The organism is Microbacterium sp. WCS2018Hpa-23 (assembly GCF_031843845.1).
GTDB lineage: Bacteria > Actinomycetota > Actinomycetes > Actinomycetales > Microbacteriaceae > Microbacterium.
Genome location: NZ_JAVTIZ010000004.1, coordinates 98,298 through 117,101 on the forward strand (window position 1 = coordinate 98,298; position 18,804 = coordinate 117,101).

17 protein-coding genes and 1 tRNA gene are annotated in these 18,804 nt (G+C 67.6%); 10 read left to right on the forward strand and 8 right to left on the reverse strand.

Features of this window, described 5'->3' with window-relative positions; genetic code table 11:
* Window positions 1–3: 3 nt before the first annotated feature.
* Window positions 4–450, forward strand: a complete 447-nt coding sequence (locus RQG77_RS07975) for a hypothetical protein (protein WP_311244253.1) — start codon at window positions 4–6, stop codon at window positions 448–450.
* On the opposite strand, the gene RQG77_RS07980 is transcribed toward RQG77_RS07975, so the two are convergent.
* Window positions 396–1,310: a heme o synthase gene (locus RQG77_RS07980; protein WP_396653402.1), complete on the reverse strand. Its 915-nt coding sequence runs from the start codon at window positions 1,308–1,310 to the stop codon at window positions 396–398. The genes RQG77_RS07975 and RQG77_RS07980 overlap by 55 nt on opposite strands.
* Before the next feature lie 330 nt (window positions 1,311–1,640).
* Between RQG77_RS07980 and tkt the strand changes: the two genes are divergently transcribed.
* The 6 genes from tkt to pgl are packed head-to-tail and all read left to right on the forward strand — an operon-like array spanning window position 1,641 to window position 9,740.
* Window positions 1,641–3,737 carry a transketolase gene (tkt, locus tag RQG77_RS07985; protein WP_311244451.1) on the forward strand — a complete coding sequence of 699 codons (2,097 nt, stop codon included), beginning with the start codon at window positions 1,641–1,643 and terminating at the stop codon, window positions 3,735–3,737.
* Complete coding sequence (gene tal / locus RQG77_RS07990; protein ID WP_311244254.1) at window positions 3,734–4,846, forward strand: transaldolase; 1,113 nt, start codon at window positions 3,734–3,736, stop codon at window positions 4,844–4,846. Before tkt ends, tal begins: the two co-directional genes overlap by 4 nt.
* Window positions 4,843–6,450 carry a glucose-6-phosphate isomerase gene (locus RQG77_RS07995; RefSeq protein WP_311244255.1) on the forward strand — a complete coding sequence of 536 codons (1,608 nt, stop codon included), beginning with the start codon at window positions 4,843–4,845 and terminating at the stop codon, window positions 6,448–6,450. The genes tal and RQG77_RS07995 overlap by 4 nt, the downstream gene beginning before the upstream one ends.
* Window positions 6,451–6,472: 22 nt before the next feature.
* Window positions 6,473–8,023 carry a glucose-6-phosphate dehydrogenase gene (gene zwf / locus RQG77_RS08000; protein ID WP_311244256.1) on the forward strand — a complete coding sequence of 517 codons (1,551 nt, stop codon included), beginning with the start codon at window positions 6,473–6,475 and terminating at the stop codon, window positions 8,021–8,023.
* The gene (locus tag RQG77_RS08005; protein ID WP_311244257.1) at window positions 8,020–8,955 is read left to right on the forward strand and encodes a glucose-6-phosphate dehydrogenase assembly protein OpcA; all 936 of its coding nucleotides are present in this window, start codon (window positions 8,020–8,022) and stop codon (window positions 8,953–8,955) included. Before zwf ends, RQG77_RS08005 begins: the two co-directional genes overlap by 4 nt.
* Window positions 8,955–9,740: a 6-phosphogluconolactonase gene (pgl, locus tag RQG77_RS08010; RefSeq protein ID WP_311244258.1), complete on the forward strand. Its 786-nt coding sequence runs from the start codon at window positions 8,955–8,957 to the stop codon at window positions 9,738–9,740. The genes RQG77_RS08005 and pgl overlap by 1 nt, the downstream gene beginning before the upstream one ends.
* 10 nt (window positions 9,741–9,750) lie before the next feature.
* On the opposite strand, the gene RQG77_RS08015 is transcribed toward pgl, so the two are convergent.
* Window positions 9,751–10,761, reverse strand: a complete 1,011-nt coding sequence (locus RQG77_RS08015) for a DMT family transporter (RefSeq protein ID WP_311244452.1) — start codon at window positions 10,759–10,761, stop codon at window positions 9,751–9,753.
* Window positions 10,762–10,810: 49 nt separating this feature from the next.
* On the opposite strand from RQG77_RS08015, the gene def reads away from it, so the two are divergent.
* On the forward strand, window positions 10,811–11,377 hold the full coding sequence (gene def, locus RQG77_RS08020; RefSeq protein ID WP_311244259.1) for a peptide deformylase: 567 nt from the start codon (window positions 10,811–10,813) through the stop codon (window positions 11,375–11,377).
* A gap of 120 nt (window positions 11,378–11,497) precedes the next feature.
* Window positions 11,498–12,013: a septum formation family protein gene (locus tag RQG77_RS08025; RefSeq protein WP_056307280.1), complete on the forward strand. Its 516-nt coding sequence runs from the start codon at window positions 11,498–11,500 to the stop codon at window positions 12,011–12,013.
* Window positions 12,014–12,156: 143 nt separating this feature from the next.
* On the opposite strand, the gene RQG77_RS08030 is transcribed toward RQG77_RS08025, so the two are convergent.
* The 5 genes from RQG77_RS08030 to dusB form a co-directional block, all read right to left on the reverse strand.
* Window positions 12,157–12,232 (reverse strand) — tRNA-Asn (locus RQG77_RS08030).
* A gap of 97 nt (window positions 12,233–12,329) precedes the next feature.
* A complete protein-coding gene (locus RQG77_RS08035; RefSeq protein ID WP_056307278.1) occupies window positions 12,330–13,103 on the reverse strand; it encodes an ATP-binding cassette domain-containing protein in 774 nt (257 codons plus the stop codon).
* 36 nt (window positions 13,104–13,139) lie between these two features.
* Complete coding sequence (gene dnaG / locus RQG77_RS08040; RefSeq protein WP_311244260.1) at window positions 13,140–15,005, reverse strand: DNA primase; 1,866 nt, start codon at window positions 15,003–15,005, stop codon at window positions 13,140–13,142.
* Window positions 15,005–16,399, reverse strand: coding sequence for a deoxyguanosinetriphosphate triphosphohydrolase (locus RQG77_RS08045; RefSeq protein ID WP_311244261.1), 1,395 nt, complete (start codon window positions 16,397–16,399; stop codon window positions 15,005–15,007). Before RQG77_RS08045 ends, dnaG begins: the two co-directional genes overlap by 1 nt.
* The gene (gene dusB, locus RQG77_RS08050; protein WP_311244262.1) at window positions 16,389–17,543 is read right to left on the reverse strand and encodes a tRNA dihydrouridine synthase DusB; all 1,155 of its coding nucleotides are present in this window, start codon (window positions 17,541–17,543) and stop codon (window positions 16,389–16,391) included. Before dusB ends, RQG77_RS08045 begins: the two co-directional genes overlap by 11 nt.
* 59 nt (window positions 17,544–17,602) lie before the next feature.
* Between dusB and RQG77_RS08055 the strand changes: the two genes are divergently transcribed.
* The gene (locus RQG77_RS08055; RefSeq protein WP_311244263.1) at window positions 17,603–18,097 is read left to right on the forward strand and encodes a glutathione peroxidase; all 495 of its coding nucleotides are present in this window, start codon (window positions 17,603–17,605) and stop codon (window positions 18,095–18,097) included.
* Here RQG77_RS08055 and RQG77_RS08060 read toward each other — a convergent pair.
* Window positions 18,094–18,786 (reverse strand): DsbA family oxidoreductase, encoded by a 693-nt coding sequence (locus RQG77_RS08060; RefSeq protein ID WP_311244264.1) that lies wholly within the window; start codon window positions 18,784–18,786, stop codon window positions 18,094–18,096. The two genes, RQG77_RS08055 and RQG77_RS08060, sit on opposite strands and share 4 nt — an antisense overlap.
* Between the last annotated feature and the right edge of the window lie 18 nt (window positions 18,787–18,804).

Genomic DNA, 18,804 nt, shown 5'->3' on the forward strand with positions numbered 1-18,804 from the left:
GACATGAACAAGTCACTGACACGCAGCATCGGCTTCTGGCTCCTCCTCGTGCTCTCGCTCGCCTCGGCGGGCGTCGGCGGATGGCTGATCGCCGGGCAGGTCGGCACGATGACGAGCACTCTTCTCGACGGCACGGCGACGGGCATCGAGGTCTACGTGGGCCAGTCGCTCGTCGTGGTCGGCGCGGCCCTCCTGGGCGCCGGAGTCATCGGACTCCTGATCGCGATCGCTCTCACGGCGGTGCAGGCGCTCATGCCCGCGACGGCACCCGTCGTCGTCGAGCCCATCGACTGGACGTCAGAGGCGGACGCCGACGACGCGATCGAGCCGGCCACGGATGACGACCCCACCCTCGTCGCGTCGAAGGACGAGACGATCGTCGAGAACGACGAGCCTCAGAACGGAAGCAGCGGGTCGACCGCCACGGCCACGAAGATCAGCGTCAAGTAGGTGATCGAGGCGTGGAAGACTCGCATCGGCCGCGCCTCGTTCCCCCGCACGGCCTGGTTGTACAGGCGGTGCGACTCGTAGATGAACCACCCGCCGAACACGAGGGCGGAGACGGTGTAGACGAGGCCCATGTTCGCGATGGGGATCAGCAGCAGCGAGCAGGCGATGGTCGCCCAGGCGTACAGGATGACCTGGAGGCCGACCTGCGAGGCGTTGCGGGTCACTCCGAGCATGGGCACGTCGACGTCGTCGTAGTCATCCTTGTACTTCATCGAGAGCGGCCAGTAGTGCGGCGGCGTCCAGAGGAAGATCAGGGCGAAGAGGATGAATGCCGGCCAGTCGAGCGAACCGGTGACGGCCGCCCAGCCGATGAGGACCGGGAAGCATCCGGCGATGCCGCCCCAGATGATGTTCTGCTCGGTGCGGCGCTTGAGGATCATCGTGTAGATCACGACGTAGAAGAAGATCGCGACTGCCGACAGCGTGGCCGCCAGCCAGTTCGTCGTGAACCAGAGCCAGACCGTCGAGAGCACGGCGAGGGTCCAGGAGAAGATCAGAGCGCCCCGAGGGGTGATCTCTCCCGTCACGAGCGGACGGTTCTCGGTGCGGTGCATGTGCGCGTCGATGTCGCGATCGAGGTACATGTTGAACGCCGCTGCCGAACCGGCGCTCAGCGAGCCGCCGATCACAGTCGCGAGCACCAGCCACATGTCTGGCAGACCGCCCTGGGCGAGGAACATCACCGGGACGGTCGACACCAGCAACAGCTCGAGGACACGCGGCTTGGTGAGGGCGACGTACGCCTTCACGGTACGACCGATGGACTTCTTCACAACGGTCTGATCAGACATCGTCGAGATCTCGATCGCCTCCTCCACACGCGTCACTACAGCGTTTCCCAGTCTAGGGCACGTCGGAGGCCCGGCCGGCCCCGCCCAGGGACTCGCCCGGGACATCGCGAGACCGCGTTCCGTACACGTTGATCTCCGGTCCCAGGAGTGGGCGACACACCCTCTCGGCCATGGAATTCCTGGGCCGGTGACGCGTTGTAAGACTGGGTAACGGGTCACACCACGGCGCTATGCTGAAATGACTCGCGCGTCCGGCGCACATCACACACCCCTCCGTAACGTTGCGGTCTGCGAATGTGCACTCCGGACGCTCTCGAACAGTTGCAGAAGGGCTTCACAGTGTCGGAATTGCAGTGGGATGAGATCGACCGACGTGCGGTGGACACCGCGCGTCTTCTGGCAGCGGATGCCGTGGAGAAGGTCGGGAACGGCCACCCGGGCACCGCCATGAGCCTCGCTCCAGCCGCGTATCTCCTCTACCAGCGGGTTCTCCGCCACGACCCCACCGACACCGACTGGCTCGGCCGCGACCGCTTCATCCTCTCGGTCGGTCACTCGTCGCTGACGCAGTACGTGCAGCTGTACCTCGGCGGCTTCGGTCTCGAGCTCGACGACCTCAAGGCGCTCCGCACCTGGGGCTCGCTCACTCCCGGCCACCCCGAGTACGGCCACACCAAGGGCGTCGAGATCACCACGGGCCCGCTCGGCCAGGGTCTCGCCTCCGCGGTCGGGTTCGCCTATGCGGCCCGCTACGAGCGCGGCCTGTTCGACCCTGAGGCCGCTGCGGGCACGAGCCCGTTCGACCACTTCGTCTACGTGATCGCCGGCGACGGCGACCTCCAGGAGGGCGTGACCAGCGAGGCCTCCTCGCTCGCCGGCCACCAGGAGCTCGGCAACCTGATCGCGATCTACGACTCCAACCAGATCTCGATCGAGGACGACACGAACGTCGCCTTCACCGAGGATGTCGCGAAGCGCTACCAGGCCTACGGCTGGCAGGTGCAGACCGTCGACTGGAAGAAGACGGGCGAGTACGTCGAAGACGTCGCCGAACTGAACGCCGCCATCGAGGCCGCCAAGGGCGAGACCTCGAAGCCGTCGCTCATCATCCTCAAGACGATCATCGGATGGCCCTCGCCCGGCAAGCAGAACTCGGGCAAGATCCACGGCTCCGCCCTCGGCGGCGACGAGCTGGCTGCGACCAAGAAGGTCCTCGGCTTCGACCCCGAGGAGCACTTCGCCATCGCCGACGACGTGATCGCTCACACCCGGTCTCTCGCCGACCGCGCCGCCGAGACTCGTGCCGCCTGGCAGACCTCGTTCGACGCGTGGGCCGCGGCCAACCCCGAGCGCAAGGCACTCCTCGACCGTCTCGAGGCCAAAGAGCTCCCGGCCGACATCACATCCGCTCTTCCCGTCTTCGCCAGCGGCAAGGACGTCTCGACCCGCGCGGCATCCGGCCAGGTCATCAACGCACTCGCCGCCGAGCTCCCCGAGCTCTGGGGCGGATCGGCCGACCTCGCCGAGTCGAACCTCACCACGATCAAGGACTCGAAGTCCTTCATCCCCGCCGAGTGGTCCACCCACGAGTGGTCGGGTGACCCCTACGGCCGCGTGCTGCACTTCGGCATCCGCGAGCACGCCATGGGCGCGATCGTCAACGGCATCGTGCTGCACGGGCCGACGCGCGCCTTCGGCGGCACCTTCCTCATCTTCAGCGACTACATGCGCCCGCCGGTGCGTCTGGCCGCGCTGATGAACGTCCCCAGCATCTTCGTCTGGACGCACGACTCCGTCGCGCTCGGCGAGGACGGCCCGACGCACCAGCCGGTCGAGCAGATCGCCACACTCCGCGCCATCCCGAACTTCACCCTGGTGCGCCCCGCCGACGCCAACGAGACCTCTGCAGCCTGGCTCGAGATCCTGCGCCGCCACGAGGGCCCGGCGGGCATCGCCCTGACCCGTCAGAACATCCCGGTGTTCGAGCGCGGCCAGGGTGCGGCCGACGGTGACGTCTTCGCCTCGACCGACGGCGTCTCGAAGGGCGCATACGTGCTCGCCGAGGCTCCGAACGGCACCCCCGACGTGATCATCATCGCGACCGGCTCCGAGGTCCAGCTGGCGGTCGATGCCCGTGCAGCCCTGGCCGAGGAGGGTGTCAACGCGCGCGTCGTCTCCGCTCCGTCTCTGGAGTGGTTCGACGAGCAGGATGACGCGTACCGAGAGTCGGTCCTGCCGAAGTCCGTCACCGCCCGCGTCTCGGTCGAGGCGGGTTCCGTCCTCAGCTGGCGCGGCATCGTGGGCGACCGCGGCCGTTCGGTCGGCATCGACCACTTCGGCGCATCCGCCGACTACAAGACCCTGTTCGAGAAGTTCGGCATCACCACAGAGGCCGTCATCGCGGCCGCACGCGAGACCATCAAGGAGAACGCATGAGCACCCCCACCGCAGACCTCGCAGCAGCCGGTGTCAGCATCTGGCTCGACGACCTGTCGCGCACCCGCATCTCCTCCGGCAACCTGGCCGAGCTGATCGAGACCCGTAACGTCGTCGGCGTCACCACGAACCCGACGATCTTCGCCAACGCGATCACCGACAAGAACAACACCTCGTACGACGCTCAGGTCACCGAGCTCGCAGCGTCCGGCGCGACGGCCGAAGAGGCCGTCTTCGCCGCGACCACGCAGGACGTCGCGGCGGCGCTCGACGTCTTCCGCCCCGTCTGGGAGGCATCCGGCCATGTCGACGGCCGCGTCTCGATCGAGGTCTCCCCCGACCTCGCGCACGACACCGAGGGCACCGTCGCACAGGCCAAGCAGCTCTGGGCCAAGGTCGACCGTCCGAACCTCCTCGTCAAGATCCCCGCGACGAAGGCCGGGCTCCCGGCCATCACCGAGGCGATCGCATCCGGCATCAGCGTCAACGTGACCCTGATCTTCAGCCTGGAGCGCTACGCCGAGGTCATCGACGCGTACCTCGCCGGTCTCGAGCGGGCGCACGGCGCCGACTTCGACCTCTCGAGCATCCACTCAGTCGCCTCGTTCTTCGTGTCGCGTGTCGACACCGAGACCGACAAGCGTCTCTCGGCCATCGGAACCGACGAGGCCGAGGCGCTCAAGAGCAAGGCCGGGCTCGCGAACGCACGCCTGGCCTACGAGCTCTTCGAGCAGAAGTTCGCCGAGAAGCGCGCTCAGGACCTCATCAAGCTCGGGGCGAACGCGCAGCGCCCGCTCTGGGCATCGACCGGCGTCAAGGACCCGGCTCTGCCGGACACCCTCTATGTCACCGAGCTCGTCGCGAAGGATGTCGTCAACACGATGCCCGAGAAGACGCTCGAGGCGACCTTCGACCACGGCGTGGTCACGGGTGACACCATCACGGGTGGCTACGAAGAGGCCCGCGCCGTCTTCGCCGGCCTCGCCGGCCTCGGCATCGACTTCACGGACGTGACCCAGGTGCTCGAGGACGAGGGCGTCGCCAAGTTCATCGACTCCTGGCACGACCTGCTCACGCAGGTGGCAGAGGGCCTCGAGGCGCAGCGATGACATTCGCGATCCACGCCTCGGGCGCGGCTCGGGTCGCGATCGACGAGACGGTCCCCGCTCTCGTCCACGACCTCATCGCCTCCCGCCTCACCGGCGGCGATGCGACCCTCTGGGGTCCGGCAGCCGAGTCCGAGGCCTCGATCCGCCTCGGATGGATCGAGGCGGTCTCGGTCTCGCGTCCGCTGGTCGCCGAGATCGCAGCCCTCCGCGCGGATCTCCATGCGAAGGGCGTGACGCGAGTCGTGCTCGCCGGCATGGGCGGATCATCGCTCGCACCTGAGGTCATCGCCCAGACCGCGGGCGTCCCGCTCACGATCCTCGACTCCACCGCTCCGAGCCAGGTGCTCGCCGCACTGGACGAGGGTCTCGAGGACACCGTGCTCGTGGTGTCGTCGAAGTCCGGCTCCACGGTGGAGACCGACTCGCAGCGCCGCACGTTCGAGGCCGCTTTCCGCGACGTGGGCATCGATCCGGCTGAGCGCATCGTCATCGTGACCGACCCCGGTTCACCGCTCGACGTCTCGGCTCGCGAGGCGGGATACCGCGTGTTCAACGCGGACCCGAACGTCGGAGGGCGCTACTCGGCGCTCACCGCCTTCGGTCTCGTCCCGTCCGGGCTCGCCGGAGCCGATATCGATGAGCTCCTGAACGAGGCCGACGCCTCGCTTCTCGAGGTCGCGATCGACTCTGCCGACAACCCGGCGCTGCGACTCGCAGCGGCGATCTCCGCAACGTCGCCCCGCCGCGACAAGCTGGGTCTGATCACCGACGGCACGCACATCAACGGGCTGCCCGACTGGATCGAGCAGCTCATCGCCGAGTCCACGGGCAAGGACAGCACCGGCATCCTGCCTGTCGTGCTCCTTCCTGTGTCGCCGGAGCTCGACTCGAAGCCGTCGGACCTGCAGATCGTGCGCCTGGTCGACGACGCGAACGAGTTCCACCTCCGCGAGAGGCACGAGGGCGAGATCCTGGTCAGCGGATCGCTGGGCGCTCAGCTCGTCGTCTGGGAGTACGCCACGGCGATCGCGGGCTACCTGCTCGGCATCAACCCCTTCGACCAGCCCGACGTCGAGTCCGCCAAGGTGGCCGCCCGCGGTCTTCTGGACGCACGCCCCGAGCCCACCGCACCCGCGTTCGTCGAGAACGGCGTCGAGGTGCGCGTGTCCGATCCCGTTCTCGCGGCATCCGGCACCGTCGAAGGCGTGCTCGATGCGCTCTGGGCTCAGCTGCCGACAGACGGCTACGTCTCGATCCAGGCGTACGTGAACCGACTCGACGTCCCGCAGCTGCAGGGCCTCCGCGAACTCGTGGCCGCCGATTCCGGGCGTCCCACGACGTTCGGCTGGGGTCCGCGCTTCCTGCACTCCACCGGTCAGTACCACAAGGGCGGGCCCGCGCAGGGTGTGTTCCTGCAGATCCTGGAGAGCACCGAGGTCGATCTCGAGATCCCCGAGAGGCCCTTCACGTTCGGGCAGCTCATCGAAGCGCAGGCAGCCGGCGACGCCGGTGTCCTCGCTGAGCACGGCCGCCCGGTCGTCTCCCTGACGATCACCGATTCGTCGGCCGACGTCCTCACCCTCTTCGAAGCAGCACAGAAGTAACAGCCAGGAGAATCCCCCACCGATGTCTGTTCCCATCTCGCGCGGGCACAACCCGCTGCGTGACCCCGATGATCGCCGTCTCAACCGGATCGCGGGGCCCAGCGCCCTCGTGATCTTCGGTGTGACCGGAGACCTGTCACGCAAGAAGCTCATGCCCGCGGTCTACGACCTCGCCAACCGCGGACTCCTTCCGCCCGGATTCGCTCTCGTCGGCTTCGCCCGTCGGGACTGGGAGGACCAGGACTTCGCTCAGGTCGTCTACGACGCCGTCAAGCAGTACGCGCGCACCCCTTTCCGCGAGGAGACCTGGGCGCAGCTGCTGCAGGGCATTCGGTTCGTCTCGGGCGAGTTCGACAACCCCGATTCCTTCCGCAAACTCCGCGAGACGGTCGACCAGCTCGACGTCGAGCGCGGCACGATGGGGAACCACGCGTTCTACCTGTCGATCCCGCCGAAGGACTTCCCGCTGGTCGCGAAACAGCTCAAGGACTCGGGTCTCGTCGGCGACAACGACGATGACGACGAGCGCTGGCGCCGCGTCGTGATCGAGAAGCCGTTCGGGCACGACCTCGAATCCGCGCGCGAGCTCAACGCCGCCCTCGAGGTCGCGTTCTCGGCTGACTCGATCTTCCGCATCGACCACTACCTCGGCAAGGAGACGGTTCAGAACATCCTGGCGCTGCGCTTCGCGAACGAGCTGTACGAGCCGATCTGGAACCGCAACTACGTCGACCACGTGCAGATCACGATGGCCGAGGACATCGGCGTCGGTGGCCGTGCCGGCTACTACGACGGTGTCGGCGCCGCGCGCGACGTCATCCAGAACCACCTGCTGCAGCTGCTGGCGCTCACCGCCATGGAAGAGCCGATCAGTCTCTCGGCCGAGCACCTCCGTGCCGAGAAGGAGAAGGTCCTCGCCGCGGTGCACGTGCCCGATGATCTCTCCCTCGCGACCGCCCGCGGCCAGTACGCCGGCGGATGGCAGGGCGGCGAGCAGGTCACCGGCTTCCTCGACGAAGACGGCATGAACCCCGAGTCCGCGACCGAGACGTATGCCGCGATCAAGCTCGAGATCGACACCCGCCGCTGGTCCGGCGTGCCGTTCTACCTGCGCACCGGCAAGCGCCTCGGACGCCGTGTGACGGAGGTCGCCGTCGTCTTCAAGAAGGCGCCCGAGCACCTCTTCGGTCGCTCGAACACGTCGGAGCTGGGCCAGAACGCGCTCGTGATCCGCGTGCAGCCCGACGAGGGCGTCACGATCCGCTTCGGATCCAAGGTCCCAGGCAACGGAACGAACGTGCGCGACGTCACGATGGACTTCGGCTACGGCCACGCGTTCACCGAGGCGAGCCCCGAGGCCTACGAGCGACTCATCCTCGATGTGCTGCTCGGCGACCCACCGCTGTTCCCGCGCCACGAAGAGGTCGAGCTCTCGTGGAAGATCCTCGACCCGGTGGAGAAGTACTGGGCTGCCGTCGGCGGTCCGGTCGATCAGTATGCACCCGGCTCGTGGGGTCCGGCATCCGCCGACGACCTCCTTGCCCGTGATGGACGAGTCTGGAGACGCCCGTGATCATCGACCTTCCCGACACGACGGTCAGCCAGGTCGCCAAGCAGCTGGTCAAGGTCCGCGAAGAGGGCGGCGCTGTCGCCCTCGGCCGCGTTCTCACTCTGATCATCTCGGCACGCAACGGCGTCGCCGAGGCTGCGATCGATGCGGCCAACGATGCTTCTCGCGAGCACCCGATGCGCGTGATCGTCCTCACCACCGGTGAAGGCGAGTCGCGCCTCGACGCGCAGATCCGCGTGGGCGGTGACGCCGGCGCCTCCGAGGTGGTCGTGCTCCACGCCTACGGAGACGCCGCCAGCAACGAGGAGAGCCTGGTCACCGGTCTTCTCCTGCCCGATGCGCCCGTGGTCGCCTGGTGGCCGGAAGAGGCTCCTGCCTCGCCCGCCGCGTCGCCCCTCGGCAAGATCGCACAGCGACGCATCACGGATGCGGCCACCGCGCCCGACGTGCGTGACCGGCTCGCCTCGCTCGGTAAGACGCACGCTCCCGGCGACACCGACCTCGCGTGGACGCGTCTCACGCACTGGCGCGAGCAGCTCGCCGCCGTGCTCGATCAGCCGCCGTTCGAAGAGGTCGCCGCGGTCGAGGTGCGAGGCGGGTCCGCCTCGCCGTCGACCGCGCTGCTCGCCGCCTGGTTGCAGATGGCGCTCGAGATCCCCGTCACCTGGTCCTACGAAGACCCGGAGCACTGGCAGGAGGGCATCAAGTCCGTGCGGCTCCATCGCGCTTCGGGCGACATCCTGCTCGAGCGTCCGACCCCGGGCGTCGCAGTGCTCACGCAGCCGGATCAGCCGGATCACGATCTGCACCTCCCCCGCCGCACTCTGCGCGAGTGCCTCGCCGAGGAGCTGCGTCGCCTCGACCCCGACGTCCTGTACGGTCGAGTGATCACCGAGGGCTGGGAGAAGCTGGGTCCGCCCGAGACAGGAGAATGATGTCGTCTCAGACAGCGTCCGCAGAGAAGCGGGTCGTGGTCGAATCCACCCCCGCCGCACTCGCCGCGAGGGTGGCCGACAGGTTCCTGACACGTCTTCGCGCGCGCACGCGCAACGGCCGCATCGCCCACGTCGCCCTCACCGGCGGTTCGATGGGTGGGGCGGTCCTGCGCGCGACGCGCGACGACCCGCGCTCGTCGCAGATCGACTGGTCGCTCGTGCACTTCTGGTGGGGCGACGAGCGGTTCGTCGCTCGTGACGATGCCGATCGCAACGCGCTGCAGTCCCGTGAGGCTCTGCTCGACCACATCCCCGTCCCTGCCGAGAACGTGCACGAGGTCGCGGCCGCAGGCGAAGGGCTGACCCTCGACGAGGCCGCCGAGGCCTATGCCACTGAGCTCGCGAAATTCGGCACCGACGAGCACCCGTGGCCTTCGTTCGCCGTGTGCTTCCTCGGCGTCGGTCCCGACGGCCACATCGCATCGCTGTTCCCCGATCGCATCGAGGTCACCGTGACGGATGCCGCGGCACTGCCCGTGCGCGACTCCCCCAAGCCGCCGCCCGAGCGGGTGACGCTGACCCGCCCGGTGCTCAACGCGTCCAAGCGCGTCTGGCTCGTGCTCACCGGCGCTGACAAGGCGTCAGCGCTGGGCCTCGCTCTCGCCGGGGCCAGCTACACGAATGTTCCTGCAGCGGGCGCCAAGGGGCGCAAGCGCACGGTGTTCTTCGTCGACGAGGCGGCAGCCTCGGAGGTCTCACCGGATCTCATCGATCCGGCCTACTGAGCCGGTGTGATCAGGCCTCGGGGTTCTTCGCCTCGGGGCCTTTCGCTTCGTCATCGCTTCCGCGGGTGATACCGATCTCCTGGCTGTCGCTGAGCACCTGCGGGTGATACCGGGCGAGCCCTACGACGCCCCACACCGCGATCGCGCCGGCGATGCCGAAGATCACGAGAACCCACGGCGGCGCGGCGGCGGCCTCACCGAGCACGACCATGCCGATCAGCACGGCGACCAGCGGGTCGACGACGGTGAGCCCGGCGATGACGAGGTCAGGCGGACCAGAGCTGTACGCCGTCTGCACGAAGTAGGCGCCGACGGCGCTTGCGGCGATCAGTGCGATCACGCATACGAGCGTGATCCACTCGAAGTCACCGGCCTGGACACGCTTGATCACGACCTTCGCGAGCGTCGCGACGAAGCCGTAGAGGATTCCGGCGCCCACGATGTAGAAGAGCGCGCGCATCCGGTGACGGAGCACGAGCCAGCAGGCACCGAGAATGATGATCACGACGAGCAGGATCGCCAGGATCGTGAACAGCTCGGTGTCGGTGACGTCCTTCTCTGTGGCGAAGATCGCCGCGAAGAAGACGAAGAGGAAGATCCCTCCGACGCAGCAGATGATCGCCGTGATGGACTGCTTGGTCGGTGAGTGCCCCGAGATGCGCGCGTTGAGCAGTGTGGTGATGACCAGCGCGATCGCGCCGAGCGGCTGCACGACGATCAGAGGTGCCACGGTCAGCGCTGCAAGCTGACAGACGATGGCAAGGCCCAGCATCAATGTCCCGACGAGCCACGAGGGTCTCGTCAGGAGCCCGCGGACCTGAGCCATCGACAGACCGGATGCTCCGTCCGCACCGCTCAGCCGCTCCATCTTCTCGACGCCGCGGTGCTGATACTGAGCACCGAGCGACATGAAGACCGCGCCCGCGAGTGCGAGGGGGATGCCGAGGAGCAGTCCCGGGTTCTGGAACGCGCCTACCAACTGGTCGGTGACGTCTTCCGCCCCAGCTGCCCATACGGAGATGCTCACCCTACGACCCTACCCGGCGATAAGCGCCGAGTAGGGTTATGGCGTGGCTGTTCTTCCTATTCGCATCATGGGCGATCCCGTCCTGCACTCCCCCGCTTCCGTCGTCGAGGAGATCTCCGACGACATCCGCACACTCGTGACCGACATGTTCGAGACCATGGACACGGCTCCAGGCGTCGGCCTGGCGGCACCCCAGGTGGGTGTGCCACTGCGTATCTACACGTATGCCTACGTCGACGATGACGACCAGCCGTGGCGCGGCGTCATCATCAACCCCGAGCTCTGGATGGTGCCGCTCGAGCCGGGCGAGCCGGACGACGACCTCGAGTCGGAAGGGTGTCTCTCCTTTCCGGGCGAGCGATTCCCCCTGCGTCGCTCCGAGCGGGTACGAGTCACAGGCATGGATCTCGACGGTGCGCCGGTCGAGATCGCGGTCGACGGCTGGCGTGCGCGGATCATGCAGCACGAGTTCGATCACCTCGACGGCATCCTCTACATCGACCGTCTCTCGGACGGCGATTGGAAGACGGTTCAGAAGATCGCGAAGAAGCGCGGGTGGGGCAAGCCCGGCGCCAGCTGGATGCCCGGAGTCGACGACTTGGAAGGCTGACCTAACCTTTCAGCCCAATCAAAGCCTTCTCGGAGTTGCATCACAGACTCCGACACGGATAGCGTGCTTGAGGTGGTGTTTCGATATACCACGCACCAAGAGGCTCTGGGAGGGGAAATCATGATGAAACTGCGCACGCGACGCGCACTGGCGCTTGCAGGTTCTGCTGTGGCGCTGTCGGTCGCACTGACCGGATGTAGCGCGCTGAACGGGATCCTGGGTGGCGGTTCGGGAGATGCCGACCGCGACGAGGACACCGGGCAGGTCACCGAAAGCTCGAACATCGACATCTTCGCGCTCAAGCTGGGCGACTGCAAGATGGCCAGCGCCACCGGCCTGATCGAAGATGCGGACGTCGTCCCGTGCGACCAGCCGCACGACGAAGAGGTCTACTACGAGATCACGATGGACGACGGCGAGTTCTCCGAGGAGAGCGTCGACGCAGCCTCGCAGGAGTGCATCGGCGATGCCTACACGAGCTTCGTCGGTATCGCGTTCAACGACTCCGTGCTCGAGGTCTACCCGATCACGCCGACCCAGCAGACCTGGGACGAGCTGAACGACCGCATCGTGCAGTGCGTCATCTCGGACCCGGCCGGCCAGACCACGGGCTCGCTCCAGGGCGCAGCACGCTGATCCGACGCTGACACGAATGAAGGCCCCGTCATCGACGGGGCCTTCTTTCATGCGCGGGAGCGATCGCCTGCCGCAGTGCGCGATCCGTCCCCATGGACGGACCGAGGGAAAGGGAAAAGCCCCTCCGAAGAGGGGCTTTTCATTGGCTCCCCGGCTTGGACTCGAACCAAGAACCTGCCGGTTAACAGCCGGCTGCTCTGCCAATTGAGCTACCGAGGAATGTGCTCCGCTGCGCGGGCAACTCGTCAATCCTAGCAAACTCCGGAGCGTGGTCGTGACACGGGCCGCACATCGGGCGTGTCGCCCGCGGGCACCCTCAGTGCTGCGAATCCGCCTCCGCATTCGGCGCCCACAGGAGGTCCTTTCCCACCCCGCGAGCGACGACGTGACCGCCGCGGAGCATGAGAGTCTCGGCGTTCAACTCGCGGATGAAATCGGCGTCGTTGGTGACGAGCAGCGCACCCATCCCCTGCTCTTTGCGTCGCCGCGTGATCGCATCGAAGACGACGGGACGGACCTCGAGGTCGAGATTCGCGAGGATCTCGTCGGCGATGAGCACGCGGGGTTCGAGCACGAACGATCTCGCGATCGCGACGCGCTGCCGCATGCCCGCGCTGAGCTCATAGGGGAACTTCGCGGCGGTGCCCAGCGGCAGGTGCAGCTCGTCGAGCAGCGTCGCCACCCTGATCGACAGCGCCTTGGTGTTGACACGCTTCTCGCGGATGAGGATCGGCTCGGCGATCACCTCGTTCACCGTGAGCTGCGGCGGCAGATCGGCCCCCGCACCCTGCGGCACGAACCCGGTGCGATAGGTCAGCAGGCGGTGTTTGCGCCCAGGGCGACGGATGTCGACGCCGCACACCTGGGCGCTGCCTCCGACGACTCGCACCGATGGATCCGTGGATCCGGCCAGAGCGGCGACCAGGGTGGACTTGCCCGACCCTGTGGGCCCCGCGACGCAGATGAGCTCGCCTGGTGCGAGCGAGAAGCTCACTCCGTCGATCGCACGTGTGGCACCGCTGTGCCCGATGCGGTCGATGACCAGGTCGGAGCTGTCGATCGCGTTGGTCGATTCGGGCCGGGAGAACATTCCTCCATCCTGCCCTGCCCTGCTGGACGGCTGCCGTTACGACTCGGCGAACCGCTGACGCTCCACGTCGATGTCACGCAGCCGCATGCGCAGCGCACGCCCGCCGTCGGAATCGGCGGGCACCCGCTGCACAGCGCCGAGCAGTTCCTGCTTCTCGTGCTCGAGGCTGCGCATGATGAGTCTGCGCGCGAGGTCTGTGGTCGACGCGACGGCTCCGGCCTCGTTGCGCGCGGGGAACGGTGTCATGAGCAGCTCGCCGGCGAGCGACCGGTACGGCTCGCGAACCGAGTTCACGGCGTCGGTCACCCAGCCCGCGCGAGTGCGGTCGGGGGCGGCTGCGACGGCCTCACGCACGGCGTCGAGCCCGGGGGTGCGGAAAGGACTGCCGAGCGCGCGGCCAAGCAGCGCCTGGTCGATCTGGTGTCCGTATTGGAGGGCACCCATCAGCGCATCGCGCTCGACGGCGACATCCGCCGTGCGCGGCAGGCTGGCCAGCGTCACCGGGGCCACGGCCGGCGCACCGGTCGTGGGATCGATCGTCACCTCGTGCCGGGGTGACTCGTGACGCGTGGTCTGCGATCCACCGCGTGAGGCGCGCTCGACCTCGTTGTGCACCTCGGTCGGGTCCATGCCCAGGCGCCTGGCCAGCACCCGCTCGTATCCGGGGCGCAGCAGACGATCGCGGATCTCGGCGACGATCGGCGCGGCGGCACGGAGGGCGCCCACGCGTCCTTCGACCGTGGAGAGATCGAAGCCCGAGAGTTTGCGGTCGATCGCGAACTCGAACATCGGCTGCTTGGTCTCCATGAGCGACCGTACGGCGGCATCGCCGCGCTGCAGTCGGAGATCGCAGGGGTCGAGGCCGTCAGGGGCGACCGCGACGAAAGTCTGCGCGTTGAAGCGGTCGTCCTCCGTGAATGCGCGCAGCGCGGCCTTCTGCCCCGCCTCGTCGCCGTCGAACGTGAAGACGACCTCACCCGAGGCGTTGTCGTCGCCCATGACGCGTCGGAGAACCTTGATGTGATCGGTGCCGAATGCCGTGCCACAGGTCGCGATCGCGGTCGTGAGACCGGCGAGGTGGCAGGCCATGACGTCGGTATACCCCTCGACCACCACCACCCGGCGCGGGTCGCCCCGCGAGATGTCGCGCTTCGCGAGGTCGAGCCCGTAGAGCACCTGCGCCTTCTTGTAGATCGGCGTCTCGGGAGTGTTCAGGTACTTCGGGCCCTGGTCGTCGTCGAACAGCTTGCGCGCGCCGAACCCGATCGTCTGGCCCGACACGTCGCGGATGGGCCAGACCAGACGGCCGCGGAATCGGTCGTACACGCCACGCTGACCTGTGGAGACCAATCCCGCGGCGCTCAGCTCGTCGCGCGTGAAACCCTGCGCCGTGAGCGCCTTCAGCATCTTGTCCCAGCCCCGAGGCGCGAATCCCACGCCGAAGTGCGCCGCGGCCCCGGCGTCGAAGCCGCGCTCTCCGAGGAAGCGGCGCCCGGCCTCGGCATCCGCCGTCAGCAGCTGCCCGCGGAAGTACTCCGCGGCGGCGGTGTTCGCGGCGTACAGACGACTGCGCCCGCTCGTCTCGGGAGCAGATCCGCCGTCCTCGTAGTGCAGGGCGTAGCCGATTCGGCCTGCGAGACGCTCGACCGCCTCGGTGAAGCTGACGTGGTCCATCTCGCGGAGGAAGGAGTACACGTCGCCCGACTCACCGCATCCGAAGCAGTGGTAGTAGCCGACCTGGGGCCGCACATGGAAACTGGGACTCTTCTCGTCGTGGAAGGGGCAGAGCCCCTTGAGGGATCCCACCCCGGCCGATTTGAGCGCAACGCGCTCTCCGACGATGTCGGCGATGTTCGTGCGGGCCTTGACCTCGTCGACGTCGGCCTGGCGGATGCGGGGCATCAGCCGGCCCCTTCGACGACCGCCTGCCGCGGCGTGTGCTGACGAGCACCCGGTCGCGCATGACGCGGCGTCCAGATGCCCACCTCCGCGGGGTCGATCTCGCCGACCAGCCTGTTGTGCCAGTCGATCGCACTCTGATCGGTGAGGCTCGCGATCTGATCGACGATGACCCGCGCGCGTTCGTGATCGGTCGTCGCGGAACGGAAGTCGGCCGAGAACGCGGGCTCGAGCACATCCGCCCCGGCCGACCAGAGCGTGTCCGTCGACCACAGCGCATCGGCGAGCCGTGTGAGCACGCGTCGCTGCTCCTTGTAGACGCCCTTGCGCGCGTCGATCGTGACGATGGCCTGGCCCATGATGCCCTTGAGCACCGCGATCTCGGCCTCGATCACCCGTGGCACAACGACATGCGCGTTGTAGCGCACGAGCGTCGGCCCGGCATACGCCTCGCGGGTGGCGGAGACGGCTGCGCGGGCGAAGCGACCGATGAAGTCGCTCGTGAGGTTCTTGAGCCGCGCCAGGTCGTGACGCGAGCGGTCGAACGACTGCAGCCACATCGGCTGCGAGGCGAGACGGTACAGCGCATCGGCGAGATCGTCGCGCGTGAAGTCGTAGCCGACCCACTGCTGGATGCGGTCGATCAGCGCCTCGTGCTGGCGCGGGTCGGAGAGCTGGGCGACGTCGACGTAGCCGTTGACGATCGCATCTTCGAAATCGTGCACCGAGTAGGCGATGTCGTCGGAGAGGTCCATGATCTCGGCCTCGATGCATCGCCGACGCCCGGGGATTCCCTCACGCATCCATCGGAAGACCTCTTCGTCTTCGGGATACACGCCGAACTTGAGCCGACCACCGGGGTCTGGAACGGGGCTGTCGACTGTCCACGGGTACTTGCAGGTCGCGTCGAGGCTGGCCCTGGTCAGGTTGAGCCCGACCGAGCGCCCGTCGTCGTCGATGGCCTTGGCCTCGAGACGGCTGAGGATGCGCAGCGATTGCGCGTTGCCTTCGAAACCACCGATGGGCTCCGCCCACTCGTTGAGCGCCCGCTCGCCGTTGTGCCCGAAGGGCGGGTGTCCGAGGTCGTGACTGAGGCACGCGGTGTCGACCACATCTGCGGAGACGCCGAGCGCGGTCGCGAGCTCGCGGCCGACCTGGGCGACCTCGAGCGAGTGGGTGAGGCGGTTGCGAGCGAAGTCGGCCGTGCTGGCGGGGCTGAGAACCTGCGTCTTGGCGGCCAGGCGGCGCAGCGCGGCCGAGTGCAGCACGCGCGCGCGGTCGCGGGCGAAGTCGTCGCGTTCGGATCGATGCGTCTCGGCGAAGAATCGTTCGGCATCGCGCGGGTCGTATCCGTCCGAGCGCCCTCGCGCCGAGTTCACCTGAGGATCAACCGCCACTGTTCTCGATCTCCGCCCCTCGCATCATCTCGGATGCCGACGCCGCGAGCTCGCGCGACTCCAGCCACTTGTCCGGCAGTGCCGGACGCTTCGGGCGACCCGAGCGACCACGCTGGCCCTCGGCATCGGCGCCGGGGTACGGCGCCGTGTGATCGAGCTGACCGAGCAGCTCGTCGATCTCGGCGAGGCTGGATGCCGTCGCGAGCCCGGTGCGGATGTCTCCGCCGACCGGATAGCCCTTGAAGTACCAGGCGACGTGCTTGCGGACGTCGCGGCATCCGCGGTCCTCGTCCTCGAAGAACTCGACGAGCAGCTCGGCGTGGCGGCGGAAGGCGTCGGCGACGAAGCCGAGCGTCGCGTCGACCGGGTGCGATTCGGCACCGAATGCCGCAGCGAGCTCGCCGAACAGCCACGGGCGACCGAGACATCCGCGTCCGACGACCACGCCGTCGCAGTCGGTCTGCTGCATCATGCGCACGGCGTCATCGGCCGACCAGATATCACCGTTGCCGAGCACGGGGACGCTGGTCACAGCCTGCTTGAGCTCGCCGATCGCGTTCCAGTCGGCGAAGCCGGAGTAGAACTCGCTCGCGGTGCGGGCGTGCAGAGCGATCGCAGAGACACCCGCGTCTTCGGCCGCGCGCCCGGCGTCGAGGAACGTCAGGTGGTCGGGGTCGATGCCCTTGCGCATCTTGATGGTCAGCGGCACGTCACCGGCGGCCTTCACGGCCTGCGTGACGATCTGCGAGAAGAGCGAGCTCTTCCATGGCAGCGCCGCTCCCCCGCCCTTGCGTGTGACCTTCGGAACCGGGCAGCCGAAGTTCAGGTCGATGTGGTCGGCGTGATCCTCGGCGACGATGATGCGGACTGCCTCGGAGATGGTGTGCGGATCGACGCCGTAGAGCTGGATCGAGCGCGGCGTCTCGGACTCGTGGTGGCGGATCAGGCGCATCGTCGTCTCGTTGCGCTCGACGAGCGCGCGAGACGTGATCATCTCGCTCACGTAGAGCCCTGCGCCGTACTCGCGGCAGAGCCGACGGAACGCGGTGTTCGTGATACCCGCCATGGGTGCGAGGACCACCGGTACGTCGAGGGCGATCGGACCGATGTTGAGGGTGCGAGCGGAAGCGGTGGCGAGAGTCATGTCCCTCCCATTCTCCCAGACACGGAGCCCGTCTCGGCGCATCGACCTAAGCTGTGAATATGACCGATCCCGCAGTCCGTTCCATCCCCTTCACAGACGCCGACGGCAACGAGAAGACGCTCGATGATCTCGGTGCCGATGTGGTGCTCGTCGTCAACGTCGCCTCGAAGTGCGGCCTCACCCCGCAGTACGAGCAGCTCGAAGAACTGCAGCGGCTGTACGGCGACCGCGGGTTCAGCGTCGTCGGGTTCCCGTGCAACCAGTTCTTCGGTCAGGAGCCCGGCTCGGTCGACCAGATCCTCGAGTTCTGCTCCACCACCTACGGGGTGACCTTCCCCATCAACGACAAGGTGAAGGTCAACGGCAAGAACGCCACGGACCTCTACAAGTCTCTGAAGGAGACTCCGGATGCCGGCGGCAAGGCCGGCCGCGTCGAGTGGAACTTCGAGAAGTTCCTCGTGCTGCCCGACGGCGAGGTCGTCCGGTTCCGCCCGAAGCAGAAGCCGAACGACCCCGAGATCGTCGGGGCGATCGAAGCCGCGTTGACCCGCTAGACCGCTGCGGCCTCGGGCTTGGGCTCGGCGTCGCCGCGCTTGGCCCAGAGGTCGCGGAGGACGTTCTCGAACGCTGCGGGCGGCTGCGCACCGCTGATGCCGTACTGTCCGTCGATCACGAAGAACGGCACGCCCTGGATGCCGTAGGCCTGAGCCTGAGCCTGGTCCTGGCGGACATCCGCGAGGTGCCGCGATGACACGAGTGCGTCGCGGGTGTCGTCCGGGTTGAGCCCGACCTCGACCGCGAGCTCCACCAGGTCGTCGATACGGCCGACGTGCTTGCCCTCGGTGAAGTAGGCCGACATGAGGCGCTCTTCCATCTCGTGCTGCACACCCTGAGCCTTCGCGAAGTGCAGCAGCTCATGGGCCTTGACCGTGTTCGTGTGCTGCAGCAGGTCGAAGCGGTACGCGAGCCCAGCTCCCTCGGCGACGCCTGTGACGTGCGAGAGCATCTGCTCGACCTGCTCGCGCGGCATCCCCTTGTGGCCGGCGAGGAAGTCGATCTCGTCGCCGTCGAAGTCGACGGGGGTGTCGGGTGAGAGCTCGAAAGAATGGAAGGTGATGTTCACCTGCGGGGCGTCGTCGTCGCCTGAGACGGCTTCGAGTCCCTTCTCGAGGTTGCGCTTGCCGATGTAGCACCACGGGCAGGCGATGTCGGACCAGATGTCGATCGAGATGGCTTCAGTCACACTGACATCCAACCGCAT